The organism is Bacillus sp. FSL K6-3459 (assembly GCF_038003305.1).
GTDB classification, from domain to species: domain Bacteria; phylum Bacillota; class Bacilli; order Bacillales; family Bacillaceae; genus Bacillus; species Bacillus pumilus_O.
On sequence record NZ_JBBOOW010000001.1, the window covers coordinates 2,985,626 to 3,007,608 of the forward strand.

At 42.3% G+C, this 21,983-nt stretch carries 20 protein-coding genes; 4 read left to right on the forward strand and 16 right to left on the reverse strand.

The genetic code is table 11. The annotated features are described in order from the left end of the window. Positions 1-165: 165 nt before the first annotated feature. The 7 genes from MHI35_RS15300 to MHI35_RS15330 all read right to left on the reverse strand — a co-directional run bounded on the left by MHI35_RS15300 (position 166) and on the right by MHI35_RS15330 (position 8,437). Positions 166-1,011 (reverse strand): aldo/keto reductase, encoded by an 846-nt coding sequence (locus tag MHI35_RS15300; RefSeq protein ID WP_012011253.1) that lies wholly within the window; start codon positions 1,009-1,011, stop codon positions 166-168. A gap of 69 nt (positions 1,012-1,080) precedes the next feature. After that, positions 1,081-1,950, reverse strand: a complete 870-nt coding sequence (locus MHI35_RS15305) for an ROK family protein (protein ID WP_335349302.1) — start codon at positions 1,948-1,950, stop codon at positions 1,081-1,083. A 63-nt stretch (positions 1,951-2,013) separates the two neighbouring features. Continuing rightward, positions 2,014-4,029 carry a Na+/H+ antiporter gene (locus tag MHI35_RS15310; protein ID WP_211063560.1) on the reverse strand — a complete coding sequence of 672 codons (2,016 nt, stop codon included), beginning with the start codon at positions 4,027-4,029 and terminating at the stop codon, positions 2,014-2,016. A gap of 310 nt (positions 4,030-4,339) precedes the next feature. Further along, a complete protein-coding gene (locus tag MHI35_RS15315; RefSeq protein ID WP_144502912.1) occupies positions 4,340-4,951 on the reverse strand; it encodes a trimeric intracellular cation channel family protein in 612 nt (203 codons plus the stop codon). Positions 4,952-5,097: 146 nt separating this feature from the next. After that, complete coding sequence (locus MHI35_RS15320) at positions 5,098-5,511, reverse strand: disulfide oxidoreductase (RefSeq protein ID WP_012011257.1); 414 nt, start codon at positions 5,509-5,511, stop codon at positions 5,098-5,100. After that, positions 5,508-6,194: a DsbA family protein gene (locus tag MHI35_RS15325; protein WP_211063561.1), complete on the reverse strand. Its 687-nt coding sequence runs from the start codon at positions 6,192-6,194 to the stop codon at positions 5,508-5,510. Before MHI35_RS15325 ends, MHI35_RS15320 begins: the two co-directional genes overlap by 4 nt. A 143-nt stretch (positions 6,195-6,337) precedes the next feature. Continuing rightward, a complete protein-coding gene (locus MHI35_RS15330) occupies positions 6,338-8,437 on the reverse strand; it encodes a heavy metal translocating P-type ATPase (protein ID WP_335349301.1) in 2,100 nt (699 codons plus the stop codon). 431 nt (positions 8,438-8,868) lie between these two features. On the opposite strand from MHI35_RS15330, the gene MHI35_RS15335 reads away from it, so the two are divergent. From MHI35_RS15335 to MHI35_RS15345, 3 genes are read left to right on the forward strand one after another with little or no spacing between them, the layout of a single operon-like run. After that, a complete protein-coding gene (locus MHI35_RS15335) occupies positions 8,869-9,612 on the forward strand; it encodes a metal ABC transporter ATP-binding protein (RefSeq protein WP_144521952.1) in 744 nt (247 codons plus the stop codon). Further along, positions 9,612-10,484, forward strand: coding sequence for a metal ABC transporter permease (locus MHI35_RS15340; RefSeq protein ID WP_335349300.1), 873 nt, complete (start codon positions 9,612-9,614; stop codon positions 10,482-10,484). Before MHI35_RS15335 ends, MHI35_RS15340 begins: the two co-directional genes overlap by 1 nt. Before the next feature lie 13 nt (positions 10,485-10,497). Then, a complete protein-coding gene (locus MHI35_RS15345; RefSeq protein ID WP_335349299.1) occupies positions 10,498-11,436 on the forward strand; it encodes a metal ABC transporter substrate-binding protein in 939 nt (312 codons plus the stop codon). 37 nt (positions 11,437-11,473) lie between these two features. Here the strand turns inward: MHI35_RS15345 and MHI35_RS15350 are convergent, their stop codons facing one another. Continuing rightward, a complete protein-coding gene (locus MHI35_RS15350) occupies positions 11,474-12,022 on the reverse strand; it encodes a hypothetical protein (protein ID WP_144521948.1) in 549 nt (182 codons plus the stop codon). Positions 12,023-12,111: 89 nt separating this feature from the next. Between MHI35_RS15350 and MHI35_RS15355 the strand changes: the two genes are divergently transcribed. Continuing rightward, entirely contained in the window at positions 12,112-12,720 is a 609-nt protein-coding gene (locus MHI35_RS15355; protein WP_211063565.1) for a TetR/AcrR family transcriptional regulator, read from the forward strand. Between the two features lie 16 nt (positions 12,721-12,736). Here the strand turns inward: MHI35_RS15355 and MHI35_RS15360 are convergent, their stop codons facing one another. The 8 genes from MHI35_RS15360 to MHI35_RS15395 form a co-directional block, all read right to left on the reverse strand. Further along, positions 12,737-13,669 carry a response regulator gene (locus MHI35_RS15360; RefSeq protein WP_144521944.1) on the reverse strand — a complete coding sequence of 311 codons (933 nt, stop codon included), beginning with the start codon at positions 13,667-13,669 and terminating at the stop codon, positions 12,737-12,739. After that, the gene (locus MHI35_RS15365; protein ID WP_144521942.1) at positions 13,666-14,982 is read right to left on the reverse strand and encodes a sensor histidine kinase; all 1,317 of its coding nucleotides are present in this window, start codon (positions 14,980-14,982) and stop codon (positions 13,666-13,668) included. The genes MHI35_RS15360 and MHI35_RS15365 overlap by 4 nt, the downstream gene beginning before the upstream one ends. Positions 14,983-15,098: 116 nt before the next feature. Beyond that, positions 15,099-16,544, reverse strand: coding sequence for an aspartate ammonia-lyase (gene aspA / locus MHI35_RS15370; protein WP_088001228.1), 1,446 nt, complete (start codon positions 16,542-16,544; stop codon positions 15,099-15,101). Between the two features lie 16 nt (positions 16,545-16,560). Further along, a complete protein-coding gene (locus MHI35_RS15375) occupies positions 16,561-17,838 on the reverse strand; it encodes a cation:dicarboxylate symporter family transporter (RefSeq protein WP_003213370.1) in 1,278 nt (425 codons plus the stop codon). A gap of 306 nt (positions 17,839-18,144) precedes the next feature. Next, entirely contained in the window at positions 18,145-20,580 is a 2,436-nt protein-coding gene (locus MHI35_RS15380) for a heavy metal translocating P-type ATPase (RefSeq protein ID WP_144521938.1), read from the reverse strand. Between the two features lie 80 nt (positions 20,581-20,660). Then, positions 20,661-20,867, reverse strand: coding sequence for a copper chaperone CopZ (gene copZ, locus MHI35_RS15385; RefSeq protein WP_012011271.1), 207 nt, complete (start codon positions 20,865-20,867; stop codon positions 20,661-20,663). A 72-nt stretch (positions 20,868-20,939) separates the two neighbouring features. Then, on the reverse strand, positions 20,940-21,245 hold the full coding sequence (locus MHI35_RS15390) for a metal-sensing transcriptional repressor (RefSeq protein ID WP_012011272.1): 306 nt from the start codon (positions 21,243-21,245) through the stop codon (positions 20,940-20,942). A 101-nt stretch (positions 21,246-21,346) separates the two neighbouring features. Beyond that, complete coding sequence (locus tag MHI35_RS15395) at positions 21,347-21,802, reverse strand: DUF6376 family protein (RefSeq protein WP_144521936.1); 456 nt, start codon at positions 21,800-21,802, stop codon at positions 21,347-21,349. Positions 21,803-21,983 lie beyond the last annotated feature (181 nt).

Sequence of the window (21,983 nt, forward strand, 5' to 3'; positions counted from 1 at the left end):
TTTCATTATAATTCCATAAATTTAATTATATTTAAGGTCAATTTAAAGAGTTCTTAGGATCATAGATTGCCTTTCATTAATAAAAAACACCTTTTCCATTAGTCACAGAAGTTTATCACTCCTATGCCTATCGAAAGGTGTTTTTAACATTATTCTATTTCATTATTATTCAAACCCAACCGTCATCGTCTCTGGATTCGAGCCGACGCGTTCGTTATTGTTTAATGCATCGATTTTTTCCATGTCTTCTTTTGAGAGTTCGAAATCGAAAATATCTGCATTTTGTTTAATGCGTTCTTCGTTGATTGATTTAGGAATCGTCACGACGCCGCTTTGTAGATCCCAGCGCAAGATGACTTGCGCAACAGATTTGTTGTAGCGTGCAGCCATGTCCTTTAATACGTCATGATCTAATAGCTTGCCTTGCATGAGCGGAGACCATGCTTCAATTTGAATGCCTTTTTCTTTTGCATATTGACGCAGTTCGACAAGTGTCAGTTTCGGGTGAAATTCAACTTGGTTCACGGCTGGAACAACCTCAGCATCTTTTAATAGCTCTTCTAAATGCTGAATGTAGAAGTTGCTGACGCCAATGGCTCTCACTTTTCCATCCTTGTAAAGCTTCTCAAGCGCACGCCATGTGTCTTTAAATGTTTCTGCATTTGGGCCAGGCCAATGAATCAAATAGAGGTCTAAGTAATCAAGACCTAGTCGATTCAAGCTTGCGTCAAATGCAGCCAGCGCTTTGTCATAGCCTTGATCCGTATTCCATACTTTAGACGTAATGAACAAATCTTCTCGTTTCACGCCAGATTCTTTAATTGCTTTGCCTACGCCTGTCTCATTTTTATAAACGGCAGCCGTATCAATACTGCGGTATCCGTTTCGTATGGCTGCTTTTACGGCATCTACCACTTGATTGCCGTCCTCCACTTTGAATACACCTAAACCAAACCAAGGCATTTCTACTCCGTTATTCAGTGTTACGGTATCATTCAAGCTTTTGACCATTTTAACAACCACCTTTTTCATAGATTCCATCTTTTTCATTATCTCACGTTGTCCATTAAAACTCTATTATCAGGCGTTTTTCTTCGCTTCGATGGCTAACAGCAAAGCACCTATCATGCCGGCCTTATCCTCAAGTCCAGGAGAGACAATGTATGAATCAAGCGGCGGCAGGTCTACATAATCATTGAGATAAGTAGCAAGCTTCTCTCGAATTAATGGAAACAGCTGCTTTTGTTTCATGACGCCCCCGCCCATCATGATGCGTTCTGGGCTTAAAATGAGCGAGTACTGCATCAGCGCCTGCGCCAAATAGTCGGCTTCAAGTGCCCAAACTGATTCTTCCTCTGTCAGTTCTTTAGCAGATTTCCCCCATCTTTTTTCAATCGCTGGTCCAGCTGCCAGTCCTTCTAAGCACGTCCCATGCGCTGGGCAGACTCCTTCAAAAACGTCTGATTCATGCTGCCTGACAAGGATGTGTCCCATCTCTGGATGCGAATGTCCGTGAAGAAGTTCGTTTTTTACAACAGCGCCAGCACCGATACCCGTACCGACCGTGATATACATACAGCTATTCAGCCCTTTAGCTGCTCCTTTTGTTAATTCACCTAAGGCTGCCGCATTGACATCTGTTGTAAAAGATACTGGGACTTTTAATTGCTTCTCTAGCTCTGGGATGAACGGATAATGCTTCCACTCTACTTTCGGCGTGTTCATGATATAACCGTAAGAAGGGTCGTCCTTTTGGACACAGATCGGTCCAAAGGAGCCGACCCCTAATGCTTCAATGTCATGCTGCTCGAAAAATGGGATGAGCTTTTGTAATGTTTTTTCTGGATGCTCTGTAGGAATCGTCATTTCTTCGAGAATGTCCCCGTGCTCATTGCCGATTGCACAACAAAACTTTGTACCGCCCGCTTCAATTGCTCCATAATACGCCATCATTGATCTCCCCCTGCTTGTTCTCTTTCTTCATCATAAAACATAGGGGAGGAGATGACAACATTACGTATTGGTCAAGAGAACAGCTTCCATATCATTGATATACTCCCTTAGATGATGGGCAATATCACGATTGATTTCACCATTTTCATACAACGTTTGAATTTCATTTCGAATCGTCTGTACAGCTTGGAAGTTAAGCTCTTTTTTCTTCCGGTCAAACGAACGGTCTTTTTGCTGAAAGAAGCTTGGGCCGTGTTCACAGCGATAAATGACTTGGTTGTAAAAGCCAATCACTTGATGACACGTTTGTTTATTTTCATCGGTCATATGCTGTTTGATCGAGTCCACAGCAGCCTCTGCCGTTTTCTTACGGATTTGCTTGTATGAGTCCTCGTTTTCTAAAATACCGCTGGAAACGAGCTGATTCGGCCGCCATAATTGGAGCCATTGAAGCAAGCGTAGAAACTTCACTTTTGAAAAACGAATTTTGAATGAGTTTGAATATAGCATTTCAAGCTCATGAAATCTTTCTTGGAGCTCATAGGCTTCTTGTTGATCGATTTTCTCTTCCTCAATGAGCTGTTGGAGCTTCATCTGCTCCGCTTTAATTCCGTGTAGCCTGATCTTTTTCTCTTGTCTTCTCATCCCGAATTGGTATGGCTCACGCTGAATATTACGCAGCTTCATTCGGTAATCATTGATGAGTGCAAGAGATACTTCCCTGTTGTCTTCATTCATTCCTTCTCTTAACGTTTTAATGGCACTTCTTAGCAGTTTCCGTTTCGCATGCTGAATCTTTGTATCCAAATCCACGGCGACTTGCTTGTCTTTTTTCTCAGATAGAAGAGGCAGTAGCACACTAGCTAAAATGAGTGTACATAGGATGACGCCTGCTGCGAGGAAAATAATCAAATGCCGTTCAGGAAACGGTGATCCGTCCGCAAGTGTAAATGGGATGGAGAAGGCACCGGCTAAAGTCACAGCCCCGCGAACACCAGAGAATGTCATAAGCATCGAGGCGCGAAGCTTCGGTTTTTTCACGTTTTGCTTTTTCGTTGCGCTCCATTTCCCTGCCCAGAAGAGCCATACCCATAAGAACCTCAAAATCATGAGACACAGCGTGATGATTAAGATGTAACTGATGACCTGCATATTATTAAACGCTTCATCCTGGAAAATCACTGTCGATACATCAGGAATCTGCAATCCAAGAATAACGAAAACAAGTCCGTTTAAAATAAATAAAATAATATTCCATGTGTTTGATGAAGCAATTTGTAGTTTGGCTAAATTTGCTTCCATTCGATCCTGCTCAATGGCATGTGTCACACCGCCAGCAACAACGGCTAAAATGCCGGATACACCAATTTCTTCAGCGGCTAAATAGATGACAAATGGTGTAAGGATTTGTAGGATGATATGCATCGTGACATCGTCCATTCCTAAACGGCGGAGAAAATAGCGAAAACGAATGATAAAAAAGGATAGAATAAATCCAGTCAATAGACCACCTGCGGCAATTAGGACAAAGCTAAAGGATGCCTCAGCAATTGAAAAAGCGCCAGTCACTGTTGCAGCAATGGCAAATTTAAAGGCGACAAGTCCTGATGCATCGTTCATCAATCCTTCGCCTTCCAAAAGTCTCATGATGCCCTTTGGCATATTCACACGGCTGGAAAGAGCACTGACTGCTACCACATCTGTTGGTGATAAAATCGCTGCAAGCGCAAAGGCGGCTGGAAGCGGAATGCTTGGGATCATCCAATGGATGGTATATCCCGCAACAATGACTGTCGCAAAGACCAATCCTAGGGCTAACAAAAGAATCGGCGCTCTTAATTTCCACAGTTCATCCCTTGGGGTACGCTTCCCGTCATTAAATAACAGCGGCGCAATGAATAAAACGAAGAATAGTTCAGGATTTAACGAAATATGTAAACCTGAAGGAAAAGCTGCCACCAGTATTCCTAAGCCCACTTGAATTAACGGGACTGGAATAAAGGGGACAAAACGATTAATAATATTAGATGATGCAATGAGTGCTAGTAGTACGAGCACTGCCAAAAAAATCTCCACTAGTACATGTCCCTCCTATGTATATTTTTCGTCAAGTTTTGCTTACATGCAAAGATGTGTTCATTACATATGTCCGCTAAGAAGTGCTTCTTTAGTATTCCGCAAAATGTGAAACCAACACATAACAATCCATCTAGGCAAAAAAAGGCTGAATCCAGATATTCAGCCAGCTGACAAAATTTTCATCATATGTATTGTTCAAATGATGAACAAAAGACCCTGCTTTTATTTTACACGAAAACTCCATCATCTGCTGATATTCAGCTCTTATTAAACACAAAAAAAAGAGCGGAATCGCCCTTTTTTCGTTTTACCCTTTATTTAAAAAATAAGACCTAGCGGGAAGCCGCCATTTGAATAGGTAGGAACAAACCCTACATGCGACGAGGATGAGAAATAGCAAATACAAAGCAATCTCTCCTTGTGCTAAACCGAGCCCTACGAGTAAGCCGCCAAGTGCTGCCCAGACTGCATAAATCTCTGCTTTTAGCACAAGCGGCTTTCGCCCTGCTAATAAATCACGCACAATTCCGCCACCACTTCCAGTCAGAATGGCTGCCACAATGACCGCACTGAGCGGAAGCTCTCTTTGCACAGCAAATAATGCACCTTGAATCGCAAACGCTGCTAAGCCAATCGCATCCGAGAAATTCCCCCATGTGCTCCAGTGCTTGAGCAAAAGCTTTGGAAAAAGAAACACAATCGTAATGGATACAAGAGCAATGGTAAACATCTTGCCCTGTGACCATAAAGCAGACACCGGCAGACCGATTAATAGGTTCCGAATCGCTCCACCGCCAAAAGCTGTCACAATCCCTAAAATGTACACACCAAGAATATCGTACTCTTCCTCCATTGCTACTATCGCACCACTAATGGCGAATGCGATAATACCAATGATACTTAAGACTTCCCATGCCATTTTCCGCTTATCTCCTTACATGATCTGATCATCTAACACTACTCCCTTAATGTATATCTGACATAGGCGAAAAGCAATACAAATTTTCTTTAAATTTTATCTTTTTGCAAAAATAAAAAATAGCCCGCTAAAAAGCAGGCTATTTCTCAATCTTCTTTTGCATTTAACAGCAGCATACTGATGATGATCAGAATAAATGCAATAAGTGCTAATAGCGGAATGGTGATAAAACCAAACCAGTTCAAATAATCAACAGAGCAAGGAATGCCGCTGAGGCAAGGGCGAATCGACGCAAAGCCTGGAATCTTTTGTTCCATATAATGATAGATGGAAAAGCAAGCACCGATCACAGCCAAAGGCAGTACGTAATACTTCACTTTGACATCACCTCGGAACGTAGCAATTCCAAGTAAAAGCACGAGCGGGTACATGAAAATGCGCTGGAACCAGCACATATCGCATGGAATAAACTTTTTAATTTCACTTAAATACAGGCTGCTCATCGTCGCAACGATCGAGACAATCCAAGCACTGTACAAGTAAATAAGCTTATTCTTCATGATTTCTTCCCTTTAAGCTCTTGATCAATTAATTCTTTGATTTCATCATAGTCGTAGAAATTTTGAACTTGTTTATTGTTAATGAAAATCGTTGGTGTTGAATTCACTTTGTATTTGTTCACAAGCTGATCGTCTGTATTGAGCTGCGGCTGATACGTTTTCTTTGATAAGTTATCTTTGAGTTTGTCCGTATCGATTTTTGTTGTCTTTTTCGCTAGTTCAGTCAGCTTAGCAGGCGTAACCCATTCTGCTTCACTATCTGGCTGTGCTTGATAGACAGCTTCATGGAATGCCCAGAAGTTTTTTGGGTCTTCTTTCCATACTTCTTCAGAAGCTAGTGCTGCTAACACTGCGCCATCTCCATGAACAGGAAGTGGCAAGTTAATAAATGAAAATGATACATCGCCTTTATCTATGTAGTCTGCTTTCAGTTTTGGGAAAATGTCTGTTTCGAATGATTTACATGACGGACATTTGTAATCCCCAAACTCGACAATTTGCACTTTTGCATCTTTGTCTCCTATGACAGGCTGTCCTTTAATCGAAGGCTTACTGTCAACTGTTTGTGCTTCTTGACTGTTCTTGTTTCCAATCACAACAAATATACCGATGAGAAGAGCAGCGATGATGGTTAAAATGACAGCAAATTTAATGGATGAAGATTGATTATTTTTCTTACTCACATAAGCACCTACCTTATCTTTTTCATTCCTTTAAAAAAGAAAAAGGATAATAGCTTAGAAAAATGCCATTATCCAACTTCTTCTATTTTAACAAGAGGGGGTCCATTATGAAAGATGGTATTCATGAAATTTTCCTTACAATTTTATTTCATGACCCTCATCGCATTTAAAACAGCGAGTACGGTGACACCGACATCCGAGAAGACGGCTTCCCACATTGTCGCAATACCGAAAGCACCGAGTAAAAGGAAGATGCCTTTAACGCCAAGGGCAAATGCGATATTCTGCCAGACAATCCTTCTTGTTCGTTTTGCGACAGCGATGGCTTCTGCTACCTTTGATGGCTGGTCCGTCATGATGACGATATCAGCCGCTTCGACAGCTGCATCTGAACCAAGCCCGCCCATTGCAATTCCTATGTCCGCTCTTGCTAATACCGGTGTATCATTAATACCGTCCCCAACAAATAATAGCTTTTCTTGAGACGATTTTTTCTGATCAATCTCTTCTAATTTCGTTACTTTATCCTGCGGTAATAATTCTGCATGTACCTCATCAATACCAATTTGCTGGGCGACCGCAGTTCCGACTTGCTTAGCATCACCAGTGAGCATGATGGTTTGAATACCAGACGCTTTTAGAGCAGATACGGCTTCAATTGCATCGTCCTTTAATTCATCTGCGATCAAGATTGATCCGGCAAACGCACCGTTAATCGCCATGTATACAACAGTTCCGCTTCTTTTTTCTTTTTCATACGCAATACCTTCTCGCACCATCAAGCGATGATTTCCCGCTAAGACGTGAGAACCGTTAATGTTCGCTTTAATTCCATGTCCTGCGATATCCTCATATGCTTCGATCTGGCTTTCATCAAGTGGCGAGTTGTATGCCGCTTTAATCGATTCTGCAATAGGATGAGAGGAATGGGCTTCTGCTAGTGCTGCAAAAGAAAGTAGCTCTTCTTCTGACCACTTGCCACTGGCTGGGGCAATATTGGTCACTGTAAAGTTTCCTTTTGTGAGCGTGCCCGTCTTATCAAATACCGCATATTTCACAGAATTTAATGCTTCTAAATAGTTACTGCCTTTGACAAGGATGCCTCGTTTAGACGCTGCCCCAATTCCCCCGAAAAATCCTAATGGAATGGATACAACAAGAGCACAAGGACAAGAAATGACGAGAAAGACAAGTGCTCGGTATACCCAGTCAGACAATTGGGCTGATGGAATAAGAAGCGGCGGTACAAAGGCAAGCAATAAGGCGAGCACGACGACAGCCGGTGTATAATATTTTGCAAACTTTGTAATGAAATTTTCTGTCTGTGCTTTTCGGCTGCTTGCATTCTCAACCAAATCTAAAATTTTCGTCACTGCCGATTCGCTTAACTCTTTTTGCACTTGAATTTCAAGTATACCGTTTTGATTCACAAATCCTGCAAGAACTTCTTTTCCTGCTTCTACATCCCTCGGCACCGACTCCCCTGTTAATGCGGATGTATCAACAAGCGAGAAGCCTTCGATAACGAGTCCATCCAGCGGAATTTTCTCACCAGGCTTCACGACAATACGATCACCAACTTTTACTTCTTCTGGATTCACTTTTTTCGTTTCATTTCCTACTTTTAGATTCGCGTATTCTGGACGTATATTCATTAATTCACTAATTGATCGTCTTGAACGGTTCACTGCCGCCCCTTGGAAGAGCTCTCCAATTTGGTAAAAGAGCATCACTGCCAGTGCCTCTGGATATTGCTGAATCACAAAAGCGCCGGCTGTTGCTATGGTCATTAAAAAGTTCTCATCAAATACTTGGCCGCGCACGATATTTTTCAGCGCTTTAAAAACCACATCACCGCCGACTAGTAAATATGCTGCGAAGAACATAAGGAACTTTAATACACCATCTTCAGGTATAAAGAAAGCGGCTGTTCCAATGACTGCACCGCCAATTAATTTCAGCACAATCGTTTTTAAATTTTTCGTCCCATGATCATGATCGTGATGATGACCATCTTCTTTCGGTGATACACTCACATGAGGTTCTATGGACTGAACAGTTTTTTCAATTCGCTTCGACATCGTTTCTTGCTTATCTGCATGCGTCACAGTTAAGGTGCCTGTCGCAAAGTTAACAGAGCAAGCTTCCACTCCATCCATTTTGCTGACACCTGTTTCTATTTTACGTGCGCAGTTGCCGCAATCAAGACCGCTTAATACGTATTCATCCTTCATCTTTTTCATGTTCTCACCTTTTTCTATATGATAAGTAACGTTCCCTAGATCGATTCAACCTATTAAAAATTAAGAGCTTTATATATGAGCATATATTCATATATTGGATTACCCTTATTATATGAGGATTTCTTATCTTCTGTCAATCATTTATGAAGAAATAAATGGTTTTTTTATGTCCCATTCTGTCACACGGATTTTCAATAAACCAAGCTCATGTCCCTCGCTCTGCGCATAACATAAAAACGATCGTTTGACCTCTGACAGAATAAGTACAGTTTTTCTCTTTACAAAAGAAGGACATACGCTTAGAATGAAATAAAAGTTTCCCTAAGGAAACAAATTAGCATTAGAGAATCATTTCATCCTTTAGTCAAAATTATTTAATGTATGCATATATCTTTAGGAAGTGCAATGATGATTGAAAGGGGCCGCAAGAGATGCCAAATGCTTTAACAATCGACCGTCTTCATGTTTCATATCACGGGCAGGATGCTTTAGAGAACATCTCTCTTTCCATACAGGAAGGAACAATGACAGGAATTATAGGTCCAAATGGTGCCGGTAAATCAACTTTACTCAAGGCTTGTTTGGATTTAATTGAAAAAGACCAAGGGGATATTCGCTTTTTTGAACAGCCCTTTAAACAAGTAAGAAAACAGATTGCCTATGTACCTCAGAGAAATGATCTAGACTGGACGTTTCCTATTCATGTGCTGGATACCGTCCTACTTGGAACATATCCGAAGCTCGGCCTGATCAAACGTCCAAAAAAAGAAGACCGGGCATATGCGTACCACTGTTTAGAAAAAGTCGGCATGCAGGACTTTGCCAAAAGACAGATTGGTGAGTTATCCGGCGGTCAGCAGCAGCGCGTCTTCCTCGCAAGAGCACTTGCGCAAAATGCACAGCTCTTCTGTTTGGATGAACCGTTTGTTGGGATTGATATGGCGAGTGAAGAAACGATGGTTCGCATTTTGAAGGAATTACAAGATGAAGGAAAAACCATTTTAGTGGTCCATCATGATTTAAGTAAAGCCGATGATTACTTTAGCCATCTCGTTCTGTTAAATAAAAAACTTATTAAAGCTGGACCGGTACACGACATCCTTCGCCCAGAGGTCATGCTGGAGGCATATGAAACGCAGCTACCATTCTTAAAATCAGCAGGAGGAGACGTGTAATGGAATTTTTAACCGGACTCTTTGAATATGCGTTTTTACAAAAAGCATTATTTACATCCGTCATGGTCGGCATTATTTGCGGGGTCATTGGCTGCTTTATCATTTTACGGGGCATGGCCTTGATGGGAGACGCCATTTCGCATGCTGTCCTACCAGGTGTTGCCATCTCTTATATGCTGGGCATTAACTTTTTCTTCGGGGCCGTCTTAACTGGCGTATTAACAGCGATTGGGATCGGATACGTGAGTCAAAACAGCCGTATTAAAAATGACTCTGCGATTGGGATTGTCTTCACCGCTTTTTTCTCAATTGGGATCATTTTGATCACCTTTTTGAAAAGTTCCAGTGATTTATATCATATCTTGTTTGGAAACGTTCTAGCTGTTCGATCATCTGATATGTGGATTACGCTTGGCATCGGCATTTTTATCCTGCTAGCCGTCATCGTTTTCTACAAAGAATTGCTCATTAGTTCATTTGATCCGGTCATTTCTTCGGTTTACGGTTTACCGAATCGAATGATCCATTATTTTCTCATGACGTTGTTGACCCTTGTAACCGTTGCTTCACTGCAAACTGTTGGGATTATTCTTGTCGTTGCCATGCTTATTACGCCGGCAGCCACTGCGTATCTTTTAACAGACCGGCTATCGATCATGATCTATCTATCTGCTTTTTTCGGGGCAGTATCAGCTGTCGTCGGACTTGGGCTTAGTTTTACGTATAACTTGTCGTCTGGCGCTTCTATCGTGCTGGTCGCGACCATTTTATTCGGAAGTGCCTTTATCTTTTCACCAAAACAAGGAATTCTATGGAGATCATTAAAATCTAAACGAAAACGAACGCAGCTAAAAAAGGAAGCGTCTATGTAAAAGGAGGACATATATGAAGAAGGTATTTGCAATCCGTTTGACCGCAGTATTCATTGCCCTTATGATCATCACAGGCTGTTCTAGTAAGCAAACTAATTCCGGCAAAGATGACGGCACATTAAAAGTCGTCACGACCTACTCCATTCTTTATGACATTGTGAAGGAAGTAGGCGGAGAGCACGTCTCTATTCACAGCATTGTTCCCATTGGTACAGACCCACATGAATTTGATCCACTGCCAAAGGATGTTCAGCATACAACGGATGCAGACCTTGTTCTATATAATGGTTTAAACCTTGAAACAGGGAATGGCTGGTTTCAAAAGTTGCTCGAATCGAGTGGCAAGGACGGGGATGATGCACCTGTAGCTGAAATGAGTAAAGGCGTCAAAGTAAAACATTTATCTTCAAAAGGACTAGAAAGCCAGCAGGACCCACATGCTTGGCTAAATGTCGAAAATGGGATTCTGTATGCTAAAAATACCAGAGATGCACTTATTAAAGCGGATCCTGAGCATCAAGAGGATTACGAAAAAAATGCAGAAGCCTATATCAAAAAGCTTCAAGCGCTTCACGATGAAGCAAAAGACAAGTTCGGCCAGCTGCCAAAAGACAAAAAGCGTCTTGTGACAAGTGAGGGAGCCTTCAAGTATTTTGCAGATGCTTATGGACTGAAGGCAGGCTACATTTGGGAAATTAACACAGAGAATGAAGGGACACCTGGACAAATGAAGCGCATCATTCATTTCGTCAAAGATCATCAAGTGCCTGCGCTCTTTCTCGAAACAAGTGTCGATCAACGCAGTCTCGAAAGTCTATCTGAGGAAACCGGTGTTCCGATTAAAGGAAAAGTATTCACTGACTCCATTGGTAAGAAAGGTGAAGATGGAGACAGCTACTATAAGATGATGAAATGGAATATTGACACCATTTACAAAGGATTGTCATCATAAGAAAAGACAGGTGGAGTGAACCCGCCTGTCTTTTTTGTTAGCCTGCTATATTTTCTGGGTGTTTTTTCGGCCAAATGACGTAGCTGATGCTAATGACGAAATCAATGGCTAAGACCATCCCCCACATACTGACAAGCTGTACCAACGATTCCGTTCGTTCTGGTGCTTGGATGAGATAGGTCAATCCATATAACAGTCCCGCTCCGATGACATAAGAGATTAAATGCCGCGTCCAGCCGACCATTTCATATACAGAACGCTCTTTACCGTACTTTGGTTTTCCCTTTGGCCTCGGGCCTCCTGCAAATCGATAAGCAAACCGGACATCTGCCCATTTCACCATCTGATGACCAAAAGCAAGACTCACCCCAATATAAACAGCCGCGAGCCCATGAATGACACTCGCCACAGCCCCCTGTCTTAAATCCAAATACGTCGCTACCAGAAGAATGAGATCCAAAATCGGTGTACAAATGAGAAAGAAGGCGCCCCACTTTTTCTGTTTAAACACATAACGCAGTGTTAACCCCACCAGAATAAACAGCCAAAAGCCAATTTCACATGCGACAATCAATAACCCGACCAATATTCCCCACATCCTTTTTAACACAATTGTATTAAATAAAAAATAACACAACTGTGTTAAAAAAACAATAGCTGTGCTAAAATCAATGTATGCCAAAAATCGTCGATCACCATAAACAAAAACAAAAAGTCGCTCAAGCTGCTATGAGAGTGATTAAACAGGATGGATTGGAGAACGCTTCTGTACGAAAAGTAGCGGTAGAAGCTGGCATTTCAGCGGGCTCTATGCGTCATTATTTCTCCACACAGCTGGAGCTATTTCTGTTCTCTATGACATTGATTCAGGAAAGAGTCAAAGAGCGGATGACTGAACTTCAGCTGAACGGTTCAACGGAAGAAAATGTCCTCGCGTTATTAGAACAGGTTCTTCCACTTGATGAAGAACGAAGATTTGAAATGGAGGTGTGGCAGGCTTTTACAGTCAAATCGATGACTGAACCTGATTTACAGCCGCTCAATGCAAAAATGTATGACGAGCTTTTCCAAATGACCCAATCTTGTTTAATGACATTAAAAGAAGATGGACTTTTGCTTGATGATATCGATCTTTTCGTCGAAACTGAGCGGCTTTATGCGGTCATCAACGGGCTTGCATTGAATGGAATCTTGCAACCTCATCGCTTACCGCCTCAGCTCATACGCTCCGTACTGCTGATGCACCTGCAATCCATCACCAAAAAAGACATGTCTCCCTCATAAGGGAGCATGTCTTTTTTTAATCTTCCATAAAAATACGTTTTGCTTCGTAATAGAGTACTTGCACAAATTTCTTCACATTGATACGGGTATGTTCTTCTCGACCACTCGTCTCTTTTGTTAATTCACTCATTTTCTTTCGCACGATAGTGAAATCAAAGAATTTAGATGCGTAATTTTCAAAAGTCGGATGAGAAAAATCAGTTAACCCAAGTGAAGCGATGTGTTTCAAGGATTGGTTGATCGCACGCCTCACCCGCTGTTCCGCTGCCTTCGCTTCTCTTGCAATGTCTGCCGATGTGTAAGGCTCATTTAATTTATCCTCCGTGACACCATTGAAAATGACCTTTAAAGAAGGAAAGGAATCATGATGTTCGGTATGCAGCGCTAAATACTGATCTGTGAAGAGAATCATATCTAATAAATCTTTAGATCCCTTTTCACCCACAATCCCAAGCTCTGCTAGCAAGAACTGACCTGCCTCTGCAAGCGTTTTCCCTCGCTGCTTCGTTTTCGTCTGACCGCGCTGCTGAAACTGCATGACAGATTTGAGTGAGTGCTGAATATTTTCAATGGAATGCTCTAAATGAAGCCGCTCAATCATGAGGTGGAGCACACTTAACACCTCTACACGATTGATTGGCTTTGTCACATAATACTCGACACCAAGCGTATACGCCTGACCGATTAATTCCTTTGTTTCTACCTGTGAAAGCATTAAGTATTTCCCATGAAACTCATCCTTTATAGCTCGAATCGTTTCAAGACCGTCTCTTTCCGGCATCAATAGATCAATACATAAGATATCAATGTGCAAATCATTTAAGTAGCTTGCTGTTAACTCTGCGCCATCCTCTGCTTCTCCTGCGACAAAGCCAAGCTCTTCATCTTCAATGAGCTGAGCGAGTGAAGAACGCACGGCTTCATCGTCATCCACAATAAAAAATCTCATCTCCCAATCCCCTCTTTTCTACTGACTTGATCCATTGGTATTGTTAACGTGAAAGTCGTTTGTTTATTTGGGATACTCTTCATCTCAACACTTCCACCAAGCTTCTCCGCTGTATCCTTTACATAGGAAAGACCGATACCACTTGATGGATTCCCAGCCTGATCGTATTTTAAAGTAAAGCCAGGCTTAAAAATCACATGATGATTACGCTCTTTAATGCCAGGTCCGTTGTCACTAATTTGAAAGATCACATGGTTCTCTTTCTGGGAAATAGAGAGTGACACCTCACCATCCACCGGAATGGCTTCGACAGCATTGGAAACGATATTATTTAACAAAGATAGAATGGTATACACGTGATAGACGGGATGCTGCCCATCTTCATCATAATGAAAGACAACGTTTTTTTTAAGAGATTCTGCGTAATTTTCATGAATACGGATCACAAGCCCAGCAATATGCGCAGGACTTGCATACGCCTGAAAATTTTCTTCATGAATCAGCTTTGATAAGGCAGAAAAAATCCGCTGGTTATCCTTTTTGATCTCATGCACCTCTCCTGCGATTTGCAGGGCTGTTTTTCCGAGCTTTTTCAAATCCAAAGATTCCGTATCCTTTGCGTGATGCAGGGATTGATACAATTGGTAGGAAGTCGCAGTAATGTGCTCAGCATGTGCAAGTGTTTTATGAAAGTATGTAGATTCCGTATATAGGTTAGACAGGAGCATGAGCAGATGTTCCTTTTCCTTTTTCATCTGACGCTCCCTCGCCTGCTCTTCATATAATCGAATCATTGTATAACAAGCCAACACGAAAAAGCTTCTGAAAATCGCTAAAACGAACAGTTGAAACAGCGTCCGCATCGTTAAAATTTCATCGATGGTACCACGAAGTGCAATCATTTCAACAACGCTCGCACATAGCTCCATGATGATGCCTGTCGCTCCAATCAGCCAAGGCTGATCGCGGAAACGTCTGACCTTTAATAAATAAAAGAGCGTGCCGTAGACGACGTAATAAAGCAGAGGAGGAAATCTTAACGAAACCGCTTCTTCCAGAGGAAGATGACCTGTGACGGCTATATCAAGGAGCACGCGAAACGCAAAAACAGAAACCCCTGCAATGATACCGCTCGCCCATGCCGGGAATTTTTTCATTTGAAGCAGGATAAAGAAAAAGACAACGGTTCCAAAGCTGACCCGAAAGCTGTCCTCAAATGGATAAAATTTAAACTCTCCGCCAATCGGTGTCAGTACAATGAGCATCACAATTAAATAAGGCTCTGTATTTAGCCATTTTTTCAGTAGATTCAAACGCAGTCACATCCCTAATAATTGACGATAGTATACTATGTGAGCTTGAGAAAAACAAACATCCATGAAAAAGCGCACACCGGAACTTTGTCGGTGTGCGCTTCTCATGATGCCGCTTAATCTTCTAAACGATCCTTTTCTAAAAGTGATGCGCCAGCAATACCTGGTTTAGTCATTTCAAAAGGATTTAAGATGACGTCAAGCTCTTCCTCTGTTAACACATCATTTTGCAGACAAAGCTCACGTACAGATGCGCCTGTAAGAATCGCTTCTCTTGCAATTCGTGCAGCAGCTTCATAACCAATATGCGGATTCACCGCTGTCATGACACCAGCACTTTTTTCTACATATTCTTTTAATCTCGTTTCATCTGCTTTTAGATCACGCAAGCAGTTGTCCATGAATGACTCAAATACATTTTTCATCATGCTGAGAGATTGTAGTAAGTTGAATATTAAAACTGGCTCCATGACGTTCAGTTCAAGCTGACCAGCCTCTGATGCAAGACAGATCGTGTGGTCATTTCCGATGACTTGGAATGCCACTTGGTTCATGACCTCAGGCATAACTGGGTTGACTTTCCCTGGCATGATGGATGAACCTGGCTGTCTCGGCGGTAAGTGAAGCTCACCAAAGCCTGCTCTTGGACCTGATGCCATCAAGCGAATATCGTTCGCCATTTTGGACATATTCATCATACATACTTTCAGTGCAGCTGATACTTCAGTATAAGCATCCGTATTTTGCGTGGCATCGACTAAGTCTTCTGCTCCAACTAACGGTAATCCGCTAATGTCAGATAGATAGCCGACCACTTGGCGAATATATTTAGGATCAGCATTCAGGCCAGTTCCGACTGCTGTTGCACCCATATTGACTTCATATAAATGCTGTTTAGACTGCTTGATACGTTTAATATCACGAGCAAGAACCTTTGCATAAGCACTAAACTCTTGACCAAGTCTGATTGGAACAGCGTCCTGAAGATGCGTACGTCCCATTTTGATCACATGATCGAATTCTTGTGCTTTTTCTGTCATGACTTGATGCATGTTTTCCATCGTATAAAGTAGTTTTTCAATCATATTCAATGTTGAAATATGAATCGCTGTTGGGAAAACGTCGTTTGTTGACTGAGACATGTTCACATGCGTGTTTGGACTTAGCTCAGTATAAGCGCCTTTTTCCTTTCCTAGTAGTTCAAGCGCTCTGTTAGCAATGACTTCATTGGCATTCATATTCATTGAAGTGCCAGCCCCGCCTTGAATTGGATCGACAATAAATTGATTGTTCCATTTTCCTTCAATAACCTCATCTGCGGCTTGAACAATTTTTTCTCCAAGACCAGAATAGAGTCGTTTTGTATCCATATTTGCAAGTGCGGCTGCTTTTTTGACAATCCCTAATGCTTTGATGAGTTCCTCATGAACATGGTAGCCAGTAATTGGAAAGTTCTCTACTGCACGTAATGTTTGAATTCCATAATACGCTTGAGTGTCTACTTCCTTTTCACCTAGAAAGTCTCGTTCGATTCGAACTTGCTTGTCCTGTAGCTTCGTCATTTGAAAAGATCTCCTTTTACGCTGCTTTTGTTTGTTGTTTTAATTCCTCAATATACTTCTTCGATTTCTCTTGATCAAACACTTTTTCCCACTTAGACATGACAATGGCTGCAAGTGAGTTACCAAATACGTTAACAGTTGTACGAACCATGTCAAGAATACGGTCGATCCCAACGATGAAGGCAAGTCCTTCAAGCGGCAGTCCCATTGCACCAAGTGTTGTGATGACAACAACGATGGATGCACCTGGTACACCAGCCATTCCTTTAGATGTCAGCATCAAGATTAATAGTAACGTAATTTGCTCATAGATGGAAAGTGGCATGCCATACATTTGTGCAACAAATATGGCGGCAATGGATTGATAGATGGCACTTCCATCTAGGTTAAAGGTGTAGCCTGTTGGGATAACGAACGACGTGATCGCTTTCGGGCAGCCGAACTTCTCCATTTTATCCATTAGTCTAGGAAGTACAGCTTCTGAACTTGCTGTTGAGAATGCAAGAATGATTTCTTCTTTTAGCACTCTAAATAGTGTAAAGACGCTTGTTCCAGCTAATTTTGCGATAATGCCAAGTACGACAATCACGAAGAATGCCATTGTGCCGTAAACGACAAGTACCAGCTTACCTAGCGGGAGAAGCGCTCCGACCCCGAATTTGATCACCGTCACACTGATGAGCGCGAATACACCAAATGGTGCAAACTTCATCACTTTATTGGTCACCCAGAACATGGCTTCGAGTATCCCCTCAAAGAATCCTAACACTGGTTTTCCTTTGTCTCCTACTGCGGCAATTCCTAATCCGAATAAGACGGTAAAGAAGATCGTTGGTAATAGATCACCTTCTGCAATAGATTGGAACACGTTTGTTGGCACTAGATGCACAATTGTTTCAGAGAAACTTGCTTTTTCGGAAGAAGCTTTTGATGTCTCTTCATATTTAGAGATATCGCCTTTTTCCATGTTGCTCATGTCAATTCCTGTACCAGGATGGAAGACGTTTGCTGCAAGCAGTCCTACTGCTAATGCAATCGTTGTCACAATTTCGAAGTAAAGAATCGTTTTTCCACCGAGCCTCCCGATGGTTTTCATATCTCCTACACCAGCTACTGCTACAATCAACGCAGCAATAACAATTGGAAGAACGATCATTTTAATTAAATGGATGAATATATCGCCAATCGGCGTTAACACATTAATAACGGTTTCATTTTGATAAAACAGTGCTCCCACGATAACACCCAGAACAAGCGCGATGAGTATTTGAGAAGCTAACCCTAACTTTTTCATACGTGAACCCCCTTTTTTTGATAACGCTTTCTTTGTTGCTTAATCGCATCTTAACGATGAAACTACAAAAAACGACAAAAAGGAACAAAAAGAAGTGAATTTTTTATGAAAAATCTTTTAAAAGGTGGGTTTTTCCACAAAATTGTTAAAAAAAGACTTCGCTTTTGGGCGAAGTCTACTGGTTTTGCAATTATTCACTTGGTGTAACTTGTTGTGGTTAAAGTCTACCGTATATCGCATAACCAATGAGAACAAGAGCAACGTAGAACAATGCACTCATCGTCCAAACCCATTTGACATTCAGTTTCATTGTGCCACTCCCTCTCTAACCGGTTTCAATCGCTGCAATCTGAGCGCGTTCAATACAACCGACACAGAGCTAAAGGCCATTGCTGCTCCTGCAAGCCATGGCGCAAGAAGGCCTAAAGCAGCTATCGGTATCCCGATACAATTATAAGCAAGCGCCCAAAAAAGATTTTGCTTGATGTTTCTCATTGTTTTTTTGCTAAATTCAAGCGCATCCGCAATGGCATGGAGGTCTCCTGTCATGAGCGTGATATCTGCTGCTTCCATGGCGACATCTGTCCCTGTTCCAACTGCCATCCCTATATTTGCTGTTGCAAGGGCCGGTGCATCATTGATGCCGTCTCCGACCATGGCGACTTTCTTTCCTTGTTCCTGAAGCGCCGCAATGTGTGCCGCCTTTTCCTCAGGCAGAACTTCAGCAATGACATGATCAATGCCCGCCTGTTTCGCAATCGCCTCTGCTGTCAGCTTGTTATCACCTGTCATCATCACGACGTGAATCCCTTGCTCTTTCAGACGCTTGATTGCTTGAGGGGAGGACGATTTGATCGTATCTGCGACTGCGACAATGCCGGCGACTTCGCCGTCAATTGCGACAAGCATAGCCGTTTTCCCCTGCTGCTCCAGCGTTGTGACGGATGCTTCGACTTGATCATATGGGATATGATGTTTCTGCAATAGCTTACGCGTTCCAATCAAAAGCTTGTGTCCTGCTGCCTTTGCTTCAATCCCATGACCTGGGTCCGCTTGGAAGGCATCAATCTCGACCGCTTCAAGACCTTGTTCCTTCATTCCATCTGTGATCGCTCTAGCAAGCGGGTGTTCCGACTGCTGTTCTACTGATCCTGCTAACTGCAGCAATGCATCTTCTGTCCACTTAGCATATGCCTGCACATCTGTCAGACTCGGTTCCCCTTTTGTCACAGTTCCCGTTTTATCTAACACTACCGTGTCGAGTGATTCAGTCACTTCTAAATGCTCCCCGCCTTTAAACAGGATGCCTGATTCAGCGGCACGGCCGCTTCCAGCCATAATCGAGGTTGGTGTAGCAAGACCAAGTGCACACGGACATGCGATGACGATGACCGCTATAAAGGTTTCAAGGGCTGCTGTCACATTTCCTGGATCAACAAAGAAGAACCAGATTATGAACGTGAGCACTGCAATTCCTACAACGATGGGAACGAATATCCCTGATATTTGATCGGCCATCCTTTGAATCGGTGCTTTTGAGCCCTGTGCTTGTTCTACGACTCGGATAATTTGTGAAAGGGCGGTCTCTTTCCCAACCTTTGTCGCTTTCACTTTTACAAACCCATTTTTATTGATGGTTGCCCCGATGACCGAATCACCAGCCGTTTTATCAACAGGCAAACTTTCGCCAGTTATCATGGACTCATCGATTGCGGTTGTGCCCTCCACGATCTCTCCATCGACCGGTACTTTCTCTCCCGGTTTGACAAACACAAGGTCATTTACTTTCACTTCAGTAATAGGCACGGTCATCTCTTTCCCATCTCGCTCAATGACCGCTTCTTTCGCTTGTAAACCCATCAGCTTTTGAATCGCTTCTGATGATCTCCCTTTTGCTCTTGCTTCCATTAATTTTCCGAGTACGATCAACGTAATGAGTACAGCACTTGTTTCATAATAGAGGGCTGCCTCATGTGTGCCTTGAACCGCTGACTGAATGCTTTCATATAAACTATAGAAAAACGCAGCTGATGTCCCAAGTGCAACAAGAACATCCATGTTGGCACTTTTATTACGTAACGCTTTATACGCACCTACATAGAAGGGCCAGCCGACAATAAACTGAACGGGTGCTGCTAACGCCAGCTGAACCCAAGGATTCATGAACGCTTCAGGCAGCCAAATAAAAGACGTGAAAGAAAAATGGCTGACCATTGCCCAAAGAAGCGGCAGTGACAGGATCATTGAAAATAGAAAGCGCGCCGTCTGCTTCTCTATTGCTGCTTGGCGATGATCTTTCTTTCCTTCCTCTGCATCGTCTACAGCTGGTTCAATTAAAGAATACCCAATGGACTGAACCACATCCTTTATACCACTTGTAGACGTCTGTCCTGGGTGATACGTGACCTGAAGGGTCTCCAGCGCAAAGTTCACAGATCCGTGATCGACACCATCCATACGATTGATTTTTTTCTCAATTCGGTTGGCACAAGCTGCACACGTCATTCCCTCTATATCAAATTCTGCTTGCTCCATCACTACATCGTAGCCGAGGGATTGAATTTTTTGCTTGAGATCATCTGGTGTGAGTTGTTCTGCTTCATACACAATATGAGATGTTTCCAGCGCCAAATTCACATTGGCATCCTCCACGCCTTCCAGCCTGTTTAGGCCTTTTTCAATACGCCCTGCACAGGCAGCACACGTCATTCCCGTAATTTGAAAGTCGATTTCCTTCTTCATTAATCTCACCTCTCCATATACACCATGGGGGTATTATATTTTGAAAAAAATACGTGCTGTTATGCAGCACGTATGTTCATTTATACGACATCATATCCCTGTTCTTCAATTACATCAGAGATACGGTGCAACGTGACTTGATCTGGGTGAAATGAGACTTCCACCTCTCCTTTGTCTAAATGAACTTTCACAGATTCAACACCTGCTAGTTCTCCTACATTTCCTTCGACTGCTTTCACGCAATGTCCGCAAGACATGCCCTGCACTTGAAGTGTTGCTTGTTCCACTTCTCATCGCCTCCATCAATCAATTTCTACAATTTACTATACCCTAGTAGGGTATCAATGTAAACATAAATGCTACGATTTTGTCAGTTTCGTAAAGACCGTCATTAACTCTTCAATGGCTTCATCCCCATTGCCGCTCTTGATTGCATCTGCTACGCAATGATGTGTATGCTTTTCCATCAAATGAAGACTGACCTTTTTCAAAGCCGCATTGACGGCCGAGATTTGATTCACAACATCTATACAGTAACGATCGTTTTCAATCATTTGCTGAATCCCCCGCACTTGTCCTTCCACTCGTTTCAACCGATTAATCAATTGGTCTTTTTCCTTCTCGGCTCTAGGCGAAGCCATATGTCTTTCTTCATGTTCTGTCATGTGATCACCTTTTTTCTAATATGACTTGTCTTTACCTAAATTAAAGCATATCTCCACCCGAAAAGGCAAAGATATGCTGAATACACTCTATCGTGTTTGCTTTAGTTTGTTAATTGTTCAATGTCCTGCAATAGATTAACGGACTGATGAAGCTGCTTGATCAACCCTTGCTGTTCCTCAAGCATGGCAGCAATGTCGATGTTGTCTGCTTTCAATTGCTGTAAATACGTCTGAATTTCCTCTGACAGCACTTCATTTTTTTCAATGATCTGCGCATGTAGGTCTTCTGCTATTTTTGGCGCTGTGACTTCATTAAATTCTTGAATGTCTGCCTTCAATGATTCTAGCTGCTGGGTTAATTCTGCCTTTTTGGTGGCGTTTTTCACAGCTTCTTCAGCGAGTTTTGGAAAGTCCTCTGTAAATTGCTGAATGTCTGTCACATACTCATTTACCTCAGTGACATATGTGGTTGTATCGTTGACTTGATTAAGTAAGCTGGAGCACCCGCTTAATACAAGCGTTCCGGAAAATAGGAAAGCCATCACATATTTTTTCAAGATCGATCATCCTTTCATCTGTGGGATTAAAAGCATCGGTTCTGCTTCTCTATCACACAGATGCAAAAAGACCTTAAAAATAGCCAGACCTTTGCCTCATGTGTGATAGGCAAAGGTCTGGCTAACATTGTTCATGCCGGAATGGCCGAGAAACAACGAATGTTTCTGTAATGACGACCAG